The organism is Achromobacter sp. 77, from assembly GCF_020541125.1.
Lineage (GTDB): Bacteria > Pseudomonadota > Gammaproteobacteria > Burkholderiales > Burkholderiaceae_B > Achromobacter > Achromobacter mucicolens.
The window spans coordinates 1,459,888-1,475,182 of the sequence record NZ_CP059848.1; the positions used below are offsets into that span (position 1 = coordinate 1,459,888).

The 15,295-nt window shown below is 65.4% G+C and carries 13 protein-coding genes; 7 read left to right on the forward strand and 6 right to left on the reverse strand.

Features of this window, described 5'->3' with window-relative positions:
- The first annotated feature begins 156 nt into the window (after positions 1-156).
- The 5 genes from H4P35_RS06575 to H4P35_RS06595 all read left to right on the forward strand — a co-directional run bounded on the left by H4P35_RS06575 (position 157) and on the right by H4P35_RS06595 (position 4,325).
- Positions 157-693 (forward strand): iron transporter, encoded by a 537-nt coding sequence (locus H4P35_RS06575; protein WP_062838574.1) that lies wholly within the window; start codon positions 157-159, stop codon positions 691-693.
- A gap of 32 nt (positions 694-725) precedes the next feature.
- Complete coding sequence (locus tag H4P35_RS06580) at positions 726-1,049, forward strand: cupredoxin domain-containing protein (RefSeq protein ID WP_056322182.1); 324 nt, start codon at positions 726-728, stop codon at positions 1,047-1,049.
- A 14-nt stretch (positions 1,050-1,063) separates the two neighbouring features.
- Positions 1,064-1,912: an FTR1 family protein gene (locus H4P35_RS06585; protein WP_180099097.1), complete on the forward strand. Its 849-nt coding sequence runs from the start codon at positions 1,064-1,066 to the stop codon at positions 1,910-1,912.
- Between the two features lie 40 nt (positions 1,913-1,952).
- The gene (locus H4P35_RS06590; protein ID WP_226848464.1) at positions 1,953-3,377 is read left to right on the forward strand and encodes a 4Fe-4S binding protein; all 1,425 of its coding nucleotides are present in this window, start codon (positions 1,953-1,955) and stop codon (positions 3,375-3,377) included.
- 75 nt (positions 3,378-3,452) lie between these two features.
- Positions 3,453-4,325 carry a PhzF family phenazine biosynthesis protein gene (locus tag H4P35_RS06595; RefSeq protein WP_226848465.1) on the forward strand — a complete coding sequence of 291 codons (873 nt, stop codon included), beginning with the start codon at positions 3,453-3,455 and terminating at the stop codon, positions 4,323-4,325.
- A 92-nt stretch (positions 4,326-4,417) separates the two neighbouring features.
- Here the strand turns inward: H4P35_RS06595 and H4P35_RS06600 are convergent, their stop codons facing one another.
- The 5 genes from H4P35_RS06600 to cphA (H4P35_RS06620) form a co-directional block, all read right to left on the reverse strand.
- The gene (locus H4P35_RS06600; RefSeq protein WP_056322192.1) at positions 4,418-4,756 is read right to left on the reverse strand and encodes a BON domain-containing protein; all 339 of its coding nucleotides are present in this window, start codon (positions 4,754-4,756) and stop codon (positions 4,418-4,420) included.
- Between the two features lie 74 nt (positions 4,757-4,830).
- Positions 4,831-4,995, reverse strand: a complete 165-nt coding sequence (locus tag H4P35_RS06605; protein WP_006389411.1) for a DUF1328 domain-containing protein — start codon at positions 4,993-4,995, stop codon at positions 4,831-4,833.
- 27 nt (positions 4,996-5,022) lie between these two features.
- On the reverse strand, positions 5,023-5,223 hold the full coding sequence (locus tag H4P35_RS06610) for a CsbD family protein (RefSeq protein ID WP_006218180.1): 201 nt from the start codon (positions 5,221-5,223) through the stop codon (positions 5,023-5,025).
- A gap of 546 nt (positions 5,224-5,769) precedes the next feature.
- Positions 5,770-8,340: a cyanophycin synthetase gene (gene cphA / locus H4P35_RS06615; protein WP_226848466.1), complete on the reverse strand. Its 2,571-nt coding sequence runs from the start codon at positions 8,338-8,340 to the stop codon at positions 5,770-5,772.
- Positions 8,341-8,402: 62 nt separating this feature from the next.
- Positions 8,403-11,018: a cyanophycin synthetase gene (gene cphA, locus H4P35_RS06620; protein WP_226848467.1), complete on the reverse strand. Its 2,616-nt coding sequence runs from the start codon at positions 11,016-11,018 to the stop codon at positions 8,403-8,405.
- 259 nt (positions 11,019-11,277) lie between these two features.
- On the opposite strand from cphA (H4P35_RS06620), the gene H4P35_RS06625 reads away from it, so the two are divergent.
- Positions 11,278-13,563 carry an ABC transporter ATP-binding protein gene (locus tag H4P35_RS06625; RefSeq protein ID WP_226848468.1) on the forward strand — a complete coding sequence of 762 codons (2,286 nt, stop codon included), beginning with the start codon at positions 11,278-11,280 and terminating at the stop codon, positions 13,561-13,563.
- A 23-nt stretch (positions 13,564-13,586) separates the two neighbouring features.
- Positions 13,587-14,057: a DUF1854 domain-containing protein gene (locus H4P35_RS06630; protein ID WP_056322203.1), complete on the forward strand. Its 471-nt coding sequence runs from the start codon at positions 13,587-13,589 to the stop codon at positions 14,055-14,057.
- 29 nt (positions 14,058-14,086) lie between these two features.
- On the opposite strand, the gene H4P35_RS06635 is transcribed toward H4P35_RS06630, so the two are convergent.
- Positions 14,087-15,220, reverse strand: coding sequence for a GNAT family N-acetyltransferase (locus H4P35_RS06635; RefSeq protein ID WP_226848469.1), 1,134 nt, complete (start codon positions 15,218-15,220; stop codon positions 14,087-14,089).
- Positions 15,221-15,295: the final 75 nt, after the last annotated feature.

The window sequence follows — 15,295 nt, forward strand, 5'->3', positions numbered from 1 at the left end:
AGGCGGCTTTTTGCCAATTGACTGAACGCAATGATCTGGCACTTTTAGCCGGCCCAGGTTCAGGGTTGTGTCAGCAAAATCCACTAAATTAATGAAAACGGTTCTTGTTTGTGTTTTGAGAGCCGCTATTTCTTTTGTGTCTCAAGGATTATGCACATGATCAAGAAAGCCTTGGCGCTGGCCATTGTCGCGTTGAGCGTGTCCGCCGCCCATGCGGCCGAATACCCCATCGGCAAGCCTGTCGAGAAGGGCGGAATGGAAATCGGCGCGGTGTACCTGCAGCCGATCGAAATGGATCCGCCCGGAATGATGCGTCCGGCCAAGGATTCCGATGTGCACCTGGAGGCCGACATCCACGCCACCGCCGGCAACAAGACGGGCTTTCCGGAAGGCGAATGGGTGCCTTACCTGGTCGTGAACTACGAGATCCAGAAGGTCGGCAGCCAGAACGTCCAGAAGGGCACGTTCATGCCGATGGTCGCCAACGACGGCCCGCACTATGGCGAAAACGTCAAACTGGAAGGCCCGGGCAAGTACAAGCTCAAGTACACGATCCTGCCGCCGACCGCGAACAAGATGAGCCACTTCGGCCGCCACGTCGACAAGGAAACCGGCGTGGCCGACTGGTTCGAGCCGTTCGACCTGGAATATGAGTTCGTGTACGCCGGCACCGGCAAGAAGGGCGGTTACTGATCGTGCGCCGCCTGCTTCGCGTACTTGCCGCAATGCTGATCGGCCTGGCCGGCGTGGCGGGCATGGCGCCCGCGCAGGCGGACGAGCTGCCCACGTTCACCTTGCGGTTCAAGCCCGACGGCACATTCGAGCCCGCCACGCTCGAGGTCCCGGCGGGCCGCTTCAAGATCGAACTCATCAATGAAAGCAATGAGCCGGTGGAATTCGAAAGCATTCCGCTGCGCAAGGAAAAAGTCCTGGGGCCGGGGGTGAAATCCTTCGTGGTCATCACCATCTCGCGTCCGGGCGAGTATCCCTTTTTTGACGACTTTCACCAGAGCGTGAAAGGCACCTTGGTCGTCAAGCCCAAGGAATAACGCGGCACCAAAGCATGGAACAGGTACTTTTCATCGTCTGGCGCGAAAGCGTCGAAGCCCTGCTCGTGGTGGGCATCCTGTACACGTGGCTGCGCGCCACGCCGGAAGGCAAGCGCGGCCTGCCCTACCTGTGGGGCGGCGTCGCGGCCGGGCTGGCGCTGGCCGTCGCGCTGGCGCTGGTGCTGCTGGGCGTGTCCTCGTGGCTCAGCGATGAAGGCCAGGAATGGTTCCAGGCCATCATGTCGCTGGCGGCGTGCGCGCTGGTGGTGCAGATGGTCGTGTGGATGAAAAAGCACGGCCGCACGCTCAAGGGCGAACTCGAAAGCGGGGCGCGCGCCTCCGTGGCGAACGACAACTGGTGGGGCCTCCTGGTGCTGGTTGCCATCGCCGTCGCCCGCGAAGGCAGCGAGACTGTCGTGTTCCTGTACGGCACGGTGTCGGCGGGCGAGGGCGGCAGCGACATGCTGATGCTGGCTGTCGCCGGCGTCGCGGGTTTCGCCGTGGCGCTGTTGACGTTCTGGCTGCTGCAACTGGGCGGCAAGCTCATCACGTGGCGCCGCTTCTTCTTCGTGACCGAAATCCTGCTGCTGCTCCTGGCCGGCTCGCTGCTGGTGGGCGGGCTGGATCACCTGATTTCCCTGGATGTCCTGCCGACCCTCGTGGACCCGGTGTGGGACAGTTCCTGGCTGCTCAGCGACAGCACGGGCGTGGGCAAGGTGCTGGCCGACTTCGCGGGTTACCGCGCGCTGCCGGCGCTGTCCTCGGTGCTGCTGTGGGTGGCTTACTGGATCATTGTCTGGGCGCTGCTGCGCCGGGCGGGCGGACGGCCCGCACCCGTGGCCGCCGCCCGGGGAGCATCCTGATTCCGGCTTTTTTCCGGACTGAATAATTGAAGGTTTGACCATGGCTGCTGCACTCGGGAGGGCAACCTCCCGCATCGCCGACTTCCTCCGTGACCATGCCCCGCTGTTGCGCAAGCTGCAGTGGGGCATTGTCGCGTTGTACGCGTTCCTGCTGATCGTGCCGGCGCTGCTGCCGCTGCCCGACAACGCGGCGTCGGTGTTCAACAACCTGACCGTCGTGGCGCAGTTCGCGTTCTGGGGCGTGTGGTGGCCGTTCGTGCTGATCTCCATGCCGATCCTGGGACGCGCCTGGTGCGGCTGGCTCTGCCCGGAAGGCATGCTGACCGAATGGGCCAGCGAGCGCGGCCAGGGCCGCGCCATTCCGAAATGGATGCGCTGGGGCGGCTGGCCGTTCGTGGCCTTCGCGTTGACGACCATCTACGGGCAGCTCGTCAGCGTCTACCAGTACCCGCTGGCGGTGCTGGCCGTGCTGGGCGGCTCCACCGTGGCGGCCATGATCGTCGGCTGGCGGTACGGCCGCAGCAAGCGCGTGTGGTGCAAGTACCTGTGCCCGGTCAATGGCGTGTTCAATCTTCTGGCCAAGCTGGCGCCGTGGCACTTCAAGGTCGACGAAGAAAAGTGGCGCCATCCGGTCATCCGCATCGAGCCCATCAACTGTGCGCCGCTGGTGCCGCTGCGCCACATGAAGGGCGCGGGCGATTGCCACGTCTGTGGCCGCTGCAGCGGCTATCGTGGCGCCATCGCGCTCACGCCGCGTTCGCCCGAGGAAGAGATCGTGCACGTGGCCGATGGCGACCCGTGGCAAACGGCGTTGCTGTGCTTCGGCCTGATGGGCATTGCGATCGGCGCGTTCCTCTGGAGCGCCAGCCCCTGGTTCGTGACGGCCAAGCAGTGGGCCGCGACGTGGCTGGTCGAGCACGACATCCTGTGGCCGCTGATGGACAACGCGCCGTGGTTCATCCTGACCCATTACCCCGACGTGAACGACAGCTTCTCGTGGCTGGACGGCGCCGGCATCCTGCTTTTTGTCGTCGGCGCCACGGTGTGCGTGGGTGGCGCGACCTTCCTGTCGCTGTGGATTGCGGACCGCATTGCGCCTGCTGCACCTGTGCCGCAGGCGCCCCTTAATTCCCATGCTGCCCATGCACCGGTATCGCGCTGGGGGCGGGCGGGCTTGCACAAGCTGGCGCAGGCGCTGATTCCGTCGGCCGGCATTGGCGTGTTCCTGGGCCTGTCCGCCACGACGATCACGTTGCTCAAACATGAAGGCGTGCAGGCGGCGTGGGCGACGCCGGTCCGGTTCACGCTGCTGACGCTGGCGGTGCTGTGGACGCTGCGTCTCTACGCCCGCCTGCTGAACGCGCGTCCGGTTGGCATGGCGCGCAAGCTCGGCGCGGGCCTGGTGCTGGTCGCGGGCCTGGTGCCGTTCTGCATCGCGTGGGTGCTGTTCTTCGCGGTCTGGTAAGCGGGCGTGCCAGCGCTGCGATAAAGTTGGGGACCGCGCCGGCGTTGCCGGCGTCATCCCTTTCAGATCTTCGCCATGGCTTCTTACGCATTCCGACTTCTCAACGTTTTTGCCGATTCGACATTCAGCGGCAATCAGCTCTGTGTCTTTGAAGACGCCCGCGGCATGGACGACGCCACCATGCTCAATCTCGCGGCGCAATTCAATCTGTCCGAAACCACGTTCATCCTGCCGTCCGAGCGGGCCGACGCGCGCGTGCGCGTCTTCACGCCGGGTTTTGAAATGAAGTTTGCCGGGCATCCGGCCATCGGCACCGCGCAGGTCGTGCGTGACCTGCGGCAGGCCGAAGACGCGGTGACGCTGGAGTTTCAGGCGGGCGTCGTGCCCATGACGGCGCAGGGCGATGCCTGGACCTTCACCGCGCCTTGTCCGGACGGCGTGCGCACGGCCACGCCGGCGTTGGACCGCGCGGGCATCGCGCAACTGATGGGACTGTCGGAGGAAGACCTGGCAGCCGACCCGATCTGGGTCGACACCGGCGCGGACCAGTTGCTCGTGCCGGTTGCCAGCGTGGATGCAGTGCGGCGCGCGGTCCCGGACGTGTCGCTGCTGAACCGCTGGCAGGCCAGCGCCCTGGGGCGCAAGACGATGTATCTGTTCGCCTTCGACGAAGGCAATGTTCAGGCGGGGCGGCAGGTGGTGGTGTCCCGCTACTTCTATGCCAAGCCCGGCGGCAGCATCAACGAAGACCCCGGCACCGGTTCGGCCTGCGCCAACCTGGGCGGCTGGCTGCTGCATCGCAAGGCGGCGCTGCCTGCCAGCGTGCTGGTCGAGCAGGGGGACCAGACCGGTCGTCCGTGCCGCCTGCTTCTGGATGTTCTGGCAGACGGCCGCATCCTGGTCGGCGGGCGCGCCCGGGAAATCGGCCGCGGGACCGTCACGCTATAGCATTGGCGTTTTCCGGATCGCGAACGTGAAAACGGCGCCTGTGTTTGCACAGGCGCCGTTTTCAAATCCGGCGTCGAAAGTTCGATGCCTGATTACTTGCGGTTCTTGGCCGGATCAACCTTGATGTTGTTCTTGACCTGCTTGACGCCCTCGACGCCACGGGCGACCGTCGCGGCATGATCCGCTTCGGCAGCGGTACCGACCGTACCGGTCAGCGTGGCAACGCCGTTGTTGGTTTCAACAGCGATTTCCAGGGCGCTCAGCTGCTTGTCGGCCACGAAGGCGGCCTTGACCTTGGTGGTCACGGTGGCGTCGGACGCGTATTCACCCACGGACTGTTTCGGCTTGCCGTCGTCGGCGGCAAAAGCCATGGAAGTGAAGACAGCGCCCGTACCCAGTGCGGCGGCGGCGATCAGCTTGCGAATTTCCATAGTAATGCTCCTTTTTATTGGTGTTCAGCGCGTTCGAGACGCAATGACTAACTAAAAACGTTCAGGTGCTCGTTCTATTTCTTGCGGAAGGCGCCGCCCAGAATGGACAGCAGTGCCAGAACCAGAAAGACGAAGAACAGGATCTTGGCAATCCCCGCGGCGCCGGCGGCGATGCCGCCGAAACCCAGGACAGCCGCGATGATCGCGATGACGAAGAAAACTACGGCGTAATGCAACATGACAGCTTCTCCTGGTGTTTATGTAGATCAGGGATTACGGTCGAAGAAATCCCGGACTTCCTTTTGCGCCTCGTCCTTGGTCTTGCCATAGCGCTCCTGGATCAGACCAGCCAGGCGTTCGGCATTGCCCTCGGTGCGGGTCAGCTCGTCGTCGGTGAGTTCACCCCAAGCCGCCTTGGCCTTGCCCGTCAGTTGCTTCCACTTTCCGGCGATGATGTCGTTGTTCATGGTGACCTCTCTCTGGTTACGTGCGGCGGCAGGTTCATGGCCTATGAAGCTGCCGTGACGCGGTGTGTTGGGTACTGATCAGCTAGGTTCTAAGCTACGAGTCGCCCCCTGGGGCTGTCAAACGACGCTGTGGAGAAATGTAACGGCGCCAATGTGGAAAAAGCCCCGTGTTTGAGACGAGAAATCGCGTCCCCGGAGCGAGAGTGCCGAGTTACATTTGAGCAACGATTTGACCCCTTTTGAGCGCGGCTAGTAACCGATCCGCTCGAACGCCAGCAATGGCGCGGGTGGCCGGGCGGTCGGCGGGCCGGTATAGTCCACGGGGAACCGGCTGGCGGTTCGACACATCCGAAGGGAGAAAGTCCGCATGACGAAACGACTTTGCAGCGCGATCTTGCTGGCGCTGGGCGCCATGGCTGCCGTGGGATGCACCCATGTGACCGACCGGTACCAGGCTTCGGCGCCCGTGGCCGCGCCGCAGGGCTAAGGCGGTCAGGACAAAAAAAACGGGGCGCCTGAGCGCCCCGTCTTCGTCCCGCGACCCGTTCAGGGCTGCGCGATGCGCTGGGCGATGTGCGCCAGCGCTTCTTCCACCTGATCCACCAGGATCAGGCACAGATCGCCCGCGTTCAGGCGCGACAGCGCCGTGTCGATCGCCAGAAACTCGCCGTGGATCTCGTCGATGTGCGTGGTGCGGCTGGCGCCCACCAGGCCCTGCTGCAGCAAGGCCAGCACTTCGCCGTCCTCGCGGCCGCGTTGGCATTGATCCTGGTAGAGCAGCACCTCGTCGAAGGCGGCGCCCAGGATCTCGGTCTGCATGCGGATGTCTTCGTCGCGGCGGTCGCCCGCGCCGCTGATGACGACCGAGCGGCGCTTGGCCGGCATGGCGTCCACCGCGCGCACCAGCGCCTGGATGGCGTCGGGGTTGTGGCCGTAGTCGGCGATCACGGTCGCGCCGCGGTAATCGAACACGTTGAAGCGGCCAGGCGCCGTCTGCGCATCGTTCACGAACGTGGCAAGCCCGCGACGCACCACGTCCCAGCCCAGGTTCAGCGCCCATGCCGCTGCAATCGACGCCATCGCGTTCTCGACCTGGAAGGTGATCGTGCCGTTGCGGGTGAGCGGAATCTCGGCCAGCGGGAAGCGCACTTCATCGGCGCCCTGCGCGGCGACGATGGCGTCGCCATCGCGGTACACCGACCGCAGGCCCTGCGCGCGGTGCGTGGCCAGCACGGGATGATTGCGGTCTTCGGCAAAGTAGGTGATCGCGCCCGGGCAGCTCGACGCCATTTCGGCCACGATCGGATCGGCCGCGTTCAGCACCGCCATCCCGCTGGGATGCACATGCTGGACGATCACGCGCTTGACCACGGCCAGGTCCTCGACTGTGCTGATGTAGCCCAGTCCCAGGTGATCGCCCATGCCGATGTTGGTGACGATGGCGACGTTGCAGCGGTCGAACGCCAGGCCTTCGCGCAGGATGCCGCCGCGCGCGGTTTCGAACACGGCGGCGTCCACGTCCGGATGCATCAGCACGCTGCGCGCGCTGCGCGGGCCGCTGCAGTCGCCGGTGTCGATGCGCAGGTTGTCCACGTACACACCGTCCGAGTTCGTCATGCCCACGCGGTTGCCGGCCACGCCCAGCAGATGCGCGGTCAGGCGCACCGTGGTGGTCTTGCCGTTGGTGCCCGCGACGGCCACGACTGGGATGCGGCCGTCCTCGCCATCTGCGAACATGTTGGCGATGATGGCTTCGCCCACCGCGCGGCCCTTGCCGAACGAGGGGTTCAGGTGCATGCGCAGGCCGGGCGCGGCATTGACCTCGACCACGCCGCCGTGCTGCTCTTCGAGCGGGTAGTGCACGCTTTCGGCCACCACGTCCACGCCGCAGATGTCCAGGCCGATCATGCGGGCCGCGGACACTGCGCGCGCCGCCATTTCCGGATGGACCTCGTCGGTCACATCGGTGGCCGAGCCGCCCGTGCTGAGGTTGGCGTTGTTGCGCAGGAAAATCAGCGTGCCGGCGGGCGGCACGGAATCGGCGTCAAAGCCCTGCTTTTTCAGCGTCGCCAGGGCGATGTCGTCAAAGCGGATCTTGGTCAGCGACGTGGCGTGGCCATCGCCGCGCAAGGGGTCGGCGTTGACCTGGTCGACCAGTTGGCGGATCGTGTGCTGGCCGTCGCCAGTGACTTGCGGAGGATCGCGGCGCGAGGCCGCCACCAGCGCGCCGCCGACCACCAGCAGGCGGAAATCGTGGCCGGGAATGTAGCGTTCGACGATGACCTCGGAACTGATTTCCTCGGCCACTTCAAAGGCCTGGATCACGCGCTCGCGGGTCTCGATGTTGACTGCGACGCCGCGGCCCTGGCTGCCGTCGCGCGGCTTGACCACGACCGGACCGCCCAGTTCCTGCGCCGCTTCCCAGGCCTCTTCGGCGCTGGTCACGGAACGGCCCATCGGCACCGGCACGCCGGCGGCGTCCAGCAGCATCTTGGTCAGGTCCTTGTCCTGCGCGATGGATTCCGAGATGGCGCTGGTCAGATCGGTTTCCGCGGCCTGGATGCGGCGTTGCTTGCTGCCCCAGCCGAACTGCACCATGCTGCCTTGCGTCAGGCGGCGGTACGGGATGTTGCGCGCCGTGGCGGCGTTCACGATGGAGCCGGTGCTGGGTCCCAGGCGGACGTCTTCGTCCAGTTCGCGCAGACGCTTCAAGGCGTCGGCGATGTCGAACGGCGTGTCATCGAGCGCGGCGCGCACGAGGTCCTGGGCCAGTTCCATGGCCAGCTTGCCGACTTCTTCTTCGCTGTACTCGACCACGACCTGGAACACGCCGGGCTCGATGGTGGAGGCCGTGCGGCCGAACGTGACGGGGCAGCCGGCGTGCGCCTGCATCGTCAGCGCGACGATCTGCAGCACGTGCGCGATCGACACCGCGCCCTGATGGCCTTCGGGACGCAGCAATCCGGTCTGCGGCAGGCGCGCGCGCAGGCGCGCTTCGAACTCGGGCAGATTATCGATGGAGCATTCGGCATCGCCGCAAGACACGATGGCCTCGATGGCGGTGTTCTTGCTCCACAGGTTGGGGCCGCGCAATGCTCGGATACGGGAGACTTCCATGGCAGGGTTTCCTGTCGTCTGGCGCGCGTCCGCCACGGGGGGCGGACGCGTGCGCAATAGTGTCAGTGTTGTTGGATCCAGCGGCGGACCAGGTCGATGGTCGGGCCGGAGAACGCCTCGTCGGACTGCAGCAGGGCGAAGTCGCCGCCTCCGATGCCATCGAGCACGCTGGCGATGGCCTTGCCGTGGTCAGGCTCTTCCTGGATGTCCTTGACGCGGCTGCCCTGCGCCAGGCCCTGGCGCAGCAGCGCGCGCGCCTCGCCGTCGGGTCGCTTGCTGCGCACCGTCGCGTCGTCGTAGAGGACCACGCGGTCGAAGGCGTCGCCCAGCAGCTTGCCTTGCTCGATCAGGTCTGCGTCGCGGCGGTCCGCGCCGGCCGAGTAGACCGCGGCGCGCTTGGCGGAAGGAAACTGGTCGATGGCGGCGATCAGCGGGCGCAGCGCCGACGCGTTGTGCACGTCGTCCACGACGACGGTCGCGCCGTTGCGCTCGAACAGCGTGAACTGCCACGGGGCATCCGCCTGATCGATGTCGAAGGTCTCGATGCCGGCGCGGATCAATTCAACGGGAATGTCCAGCGCCCAGGCCGAACCCACGGCCGCCAGCACGTTTTCGACCTGGAAGGCCACGCGGCCGCCGTGCGTCAGCGGAATGGCGGCGACGTCGGCCAGGCGTTCCTCATGGCTGCCTCGGGCCAGCACGATGCTGCCGTCGCGCACGAATACCGCGCGCCCGTCCTGGGCCAGATGCTGCACGATGGCGGGCAGGGCGGGGTCGATGCCAAAGAAGATCACGGAACCGTCGCAGAGCTCGGCCATTTCGACCACGCGCGGATCGCGTGCATTCAGCACGGCCACGCCATCGGGCAGGACGACGTCGACCTGCGTGCGGAACACGTTGAACAGGCGCTCGGTTTCGTTGATGTCGTAGTCGCCCAGATGGTCGCCGTCATCGATGTTGGTGACGACGCCGACCTGGCAGCGGTCGTAGGCCAGGCCTTGGCCCAGGATCACGCCGCTGTCGTTCTCGATGACGGCGGCGTCCACGTTGCGGTTCATCAGAAGGCGCGTGCCCGACGCGTAGTCGGCGCGGTCGCCCTTTTGCACCAGGCGGCGGTCCAGATACAGGCCTTCGCTGCACGCCAGGCCCGTGCGCTTGCCCGACAGGTGCAAGAGGCGCGCCACCAGGCGGGCGACGACGGTCTTGCCGTTGGTGCCGGTCACGCCGACGATGGGAATGCGGCCGGCCTCGCCCTCGGGGAAGAGGTGATCGACGATGGCGCGGCCCACCGGGCGCGGCGCGCCGTCGGCGGGCTTCAGGTGCATCAGGAGACCCGGGCCGGCGTTGACTTCGACGATGGCGCCGCGCTGTTCGTCCAGGGGGCGCGTGATGTCTTCGGCCACCAGGTCCACGCCGGCAATGTCCAGGCCGACGATGCGTGCCGCGAGCGTCACGGTGGCCGCGACGCTGGGGTGGACGCGGTCGGTCACGTCGAATGCGACGTTGCCGCTGCGCTGCACCAGCACGCGCTGGCCCTCGGGCGGAACGCTGTCTTCGGTCAGGCCCTGGCGCGCGATTTCCAGCCGGGCGGCGGAATCCAGGCGCACAAAATTGAGCGGATGGTTCTCGGTGCGGCCGCGGCGCGGGTCGGTGTTGATCTGGCTGTCGATGAGTTCGGTGACCGTGGACTTGCCGTCGCCCGTGACCCACGCCGGTTCGCCGGCGGCAGCGGCGACCATGCGGTTGCCCACCACCAGCAGGCGGTGTTCGTTGCCCAGCACGAAGCGTTCGACGATGACGCCGCTGCCTTCGTCCACGGCGACGCGGTAGGCCGACACCACTTCCTCGCGGGTCGTCAGGTTGGTGAAGACGCCGCGGCCATGGTTGCCGTCGTAGGGTTTGACCACCACGGGCAGGCCGATGTCTTCGGCGGCGTCCCAGGCGTCTTCCTCGCTGTCGACCAGGCGCCCTTCGGGCACCGGCACGCCGCAGGTCGACAGCAGTTCCTTGGTCAGGTCCTTGTCGCGCGAGATGCCTTCGGCGATGGCGCTGGTGCGATCGGTCTCGGCCGTCCAGATGCGGCGTTGCGCCGAGCCGTAGCCGAATTGGACGAGGTTGCCCTCAAAAAGGCGGATATACGGAATGTCGCGGTCGTCGGCCGCATCCACGATGCACGCGGTGCTGGGGCCGAGGCAATGGCGGTCGACCAGGCTGCGCAGCTTGGCGACGGTGGCGGACACGTCGAACGGGCGGTCTTCGATGGCAGCCATGACGAGGTCGCGCGCTTCGTTCAGCGCGGTGCGGGTGACCTGTTCCTGCCAGGCGCGCACCACGACTTTATAGACGCCGCGCTTGGAGGTTTCGCGCGCCTTGCCAAAGCCGCCGCGCAGGCCCGCCAGGTTCTGCAGTTCAAGCGTGACGTGCTCGAGAATGTGGCCGGGCCAGGTGCCTTCCTTCAGGCGGGCCAGAAAACCGCCTCGCACGCCGGGGCTGCACCGGTGCTCGATCAGGGTCGGCAACCATTCGGTCAGGCGCTCATAAAATCCGGGAATCGTGTTGGAGGGGTAGTCCTCCAGTTCGCCGATATCCACCCATGCTTCAAGGACCGGACGATACGTCCAAATGTTCGGGCCGCGCAAAGCCACGACATCGATAAATTCAATGTCTTTCTTTTTCATGTTTTAATTCGCTCGAGAAGCAGGTTGGCACGCGCGGACGCCCCTATGCAAGACCGCGATTTTATTGGGGTTGCGCCTTAAGAATAATGCCAACGAGTGGGGGATCCCAGATGTTCCTAATTAGAAAAATCGGCTGATACTATACGACGCCTTCATGGCGTGAACTCGTGGTGTTGTAAGGAAGGGACACGTTTGCCGCCCCTGGCGTCAAACCGGTTGCCGCCTAGTAGGGCAGAGTCCTGGCCCGGTATGCGTTCCAATGAAAAAACCAAACCTGCTTTCCGGCCTTGCCGACGCATTTCCTGCCCGCTGGCGGGATGAAATCCGCACCGAACTGGCGGATGACGAAACCCTTCTGGCCTGGGTCGAAATAAACCTCGATCAGCGCTTGAAGTTCCAGCCGGGACTGGTCGCCGTCACCGATAAACGGCTGATCGCCCGCCTTCCCGACGATTCCGGTTGGGAATCCTGGCCATATGGCCCCCAACTGAAGCTATCCCTCACCGACCATGCCGGCGCCGCCGTGCTGGAACTGCATGATGACAGCGCGCGCCTTGCCGTCTGGCGGTTCACGCTGGCGTGCAATCCCGCGGCGTTGCGGCTTTTGGCGCAGTTTGAAACCCAGCAGTCCATCCGTTTGTCGGGCAAACAGGCCGAAGCGCTGGAAGAGCGCACCTGCACCATCTGTAATAACGTCATTCCTGCGGGCGAGGAAGAATGTCCGACCTGCAACCAGGAACAGGCCGCGCCGTCGACCACCTGGGCGCTGCTGCGGTTGTGGCGGTTTGCGCGGCCCTATCGCGGCCCGCTGTTTGCCGGCTTTCTGCTGACATTGCTGGGAACCGCGGCCACGCTGGTGCCGCCGTACCTGACGATGCCCTTGATGGACGACGTGCTGATCCCGTTCCAGAACGGCGCACCCATCGATTACAGCCTGGTGCGCCTGTATTTGGGCGGTCTGTTGGGATCGGCGATCCTGGCGTGGGGGCTGGGCTGGGCGCGCACGTACATTCTGGCGTGGGTCAGCGAACGCATCGGGGCCGATCTGCGAACCACCACTTATGCGCACTTGCAGCAGCTATCGCTTGAGTATTTCGGCGGAAAGCGCACCGGCGACCTGATTTCGCGCATCGGCAGCGAAACCGACCGCATCTGCGTGTTCCTGTCGCTGCACCTCTTGGACTTCGCCACCGACATCCTCATGATCGCCATGACGGCGGTCATCCTGATCAGCATCAATCCGTGGCTTGCGCTGGTCACGCTGGTGCCGCTGCCGTTCATCATCTGGATGATCCATGCCGTGCGCGACCGCCTGCGCCACGGCTTCGAAAAAGTCGACCGCATCTGGTCCGAGATCACCAACGTGCTGGCCGACACCATTCCCGGCATTCGCGTGGTCAAGGCGTTTGCGCAGGAAAAACGCGAGGTCGCGCGCTTTCGCGAAGCCAACAATCGCAACCTGGAAGTCAACGATCGCGTCAACACCACGTGGTCGCTGTTCTCGCCCACCGTTACGCTGCTGACCGAAGTGGGGCTGCTGGTGGTGTGGATCTTCGGCATCTGGCAGGTCTCGCAAAAGCAGATCACCGTGGGCGTGCTGGCCGCGTTCCTGGCGTATATCGGGCGTTTCTACATGCGCCTGGATTCCATGAGCCGCATCGTGTCGGTCACGCAAAAGGCCGCTGCCGGCGCCAAGCGCATCTTTGACATCCTGGACCATGTGTCCAGCGTGCCCGAGCCGCAAAACCCGGCCAAGCTGCCGCACATCAATGGCCGCATCGAGCTGCGCGACGTCGGTTTCCGCTATGGCAACCGCCAGGTCATCCGCGGGCTGAACCTGACTATCGCGCCGGGCGAAATGATCGGGCTGGTGGGACACAGCGGTTCCGGCAAGAGCACGCTGATCAACCTGATCTGCCGCTTCTACGACGTATCCGAAGGCGCGGTGCTGGTCGATGGCGCTGACATCCGTTCGGTCCGCGTGGCCGACTACCGCCGCAATATCGGGCTGGTGCTGCAGGAGCCGTTCCTGTTCTTCGGCACCATTGCCGAGAACATCGCCTACGGCCGGCCTGACGCCACCCGTGACGAGATCGTGGCCGCGGCGCGCGCCGCGCATGCGCACGAGTTCATCCTGCGCCTGCCGCACGGCTACGACTCGCTGGTGGGCGAACGCGGTCAGGCCTTGTCGGGCGGCGAACGCCAGCGCATCTCGATCGCGCGCGCGCTGTTGATCGACCCGCGCATCCTGATCCTGGACGAAGCGACGTCGTCGGTGGACACCACGACCGAGAAAGAGATTCAGAAAGCCCTGGACAACCTGGTGCGCGGCCGCACCACGATTGCGATCGCGCACCGCCTGAGCACGCTGCGCAAGGCCGACCGCCTGGTGGTCCTGGACCGCGGCCAGATCGTGGAGCAGGGCCCGCACGAAGAACTGATGGCCCGCGAGGGCGCCTACTACCGCCTCTATCAGGCGCAGGCGCGCCAGGCGGAAGCCGACGCCCAGGCGTCGGGCAGCGAAGACATGGCCGCCGTGGCCTGACGCGGAAACGGAATAACCTCGCCATGACCTTGCCGTTCTTTCAATTGCGCCGCAACGCCTTTGGCCGGCTGGAGTTCCAGTCCGCCGACGGCGAATCGCATGAAGGCGTCCTGCCGGTGCGCGCCTTCCCGATCAGCGAGGCGGGCCGCGGCCTGTCGCTGGTGACCAGCGACGGGCACGAGCTGCTGTGGATCGAACACCTGTCCGACGTCCCCGCCGAGCCACGCGCCCTGATCGAAGAAGAACTCGCCAGCCGCGAGTTCATGCCCGAGATCCGCAAGCTGACCAGCGTGTCCACCTACGCCACGCCCAGCGTCTGGAAGGTCGAGACCGACCGCGGCGCCACCTCGTTCACGCTGCGCGGCGAGGAAGACATCCGCCGCCTGTCCGCGCAGACGCTGCTCATCGCCGACAACCACGGCATCTTCTACCTGGTGCGCGACATCCAGTCGCTGGACAAACACAGCCGCAAGCTGCTGGATCGGTTTCTCTGACGGTTCCGGCGGGCGTTCTTAAGTCGGTGTCAGATACCCGTGCCCTTGAACGGCGTGTGCGATTCCAGTTCGCCCAGATAGTCCGTCACTGCCGCGGTTTCCTCGTCCAGGAAGTCCTGGATCGCCTCGGCAAAACCCGGGTGCGCCACCCAGTGCGCTGACCACGTCGGCGTGGGCAACAGCCCGCGCGCCATCTTGTGTTCACCCTGCGCGCCGCCTTCGAAACGCGCAATGCCATGCGCGATGCAATACGCGATCGACTGCATGTAGCACGTCTCGAAATGCAGTCCCGGCACGTATTCCGTCGCGCCCCAGTAGCGCCCGTACAGGGCGTCGCCGCCCGCCAGATTCAGGGCGCACGCCACCGGCTCGCCGTCGCGTTCGGCCAGGATCAGCACGAAGGCGTCGGGCTGGTCGCGATGAGCCTGCTCGAAGAACTCGCGGCCCAGGTAGGGCGGGTTGCCGTGGTTGAAGTAGGTGCGGCAATAGCAGCTGTAGAAGAAATCCAGTTCCTCGGCGCCAATTTCGCCGCCGCGCAGCCAGCGGAACGCGAGGCCCGCCGCCGCGACCTTTTTGCGGTCCTGGCGGATCTTCTTGCGCTTGTCGTGGCTCATGGCGGACAGGAACGCGTCGAAGTCGGCGTAGCCCGCGTTGGTCCAGTGAAACTGCACGCTCTCGCGGATCATGAAGCCGGCTTCCCGCAACGCGCGCACGTCGGCGTCGATGGGGAACAGCACGTGCAGCGACGACACGTTGACCTCTTCGGCAAACGCGACCAGCCCGCGCACCAGCGTCGCGCGGTCTTCGTCGTTGGCCGCCAACAGCCGCGGGCCGGTGACCGGCGTGAACGGGATGGCCGACAACAGCTTCGGGTAGTAGCGCATGCCGTGCCGCTGAAAGGCGTCGGCCCACGCGTAGTCGAACACATACTCGCCCCGCGAATGCGACTTCAGGTAAAGCGGCACGGCCCCGGCCAGCACATCGTCCCGCCACAACGCCATGAAATGCGGGGCCCAGCCCGTCTGGCGCGATGCGCAGCCGGTCTCGTGCAGCGCCAGCAGAAAGGCGTGGCGCAGAAAAGGCTGATCCCCGGCCAGCGCGTCCCATTGGCTGGCGTCGATGCGGGACAGATCGGTTTCCAAGGTAAGGCGCAAGGGATCCATCCGCGAATGATAAAGTCTTCGGCAATGCCTGGCGTGCAAGCCATGGCAATGACAGGGATTTGAGGCGCCCAGGCG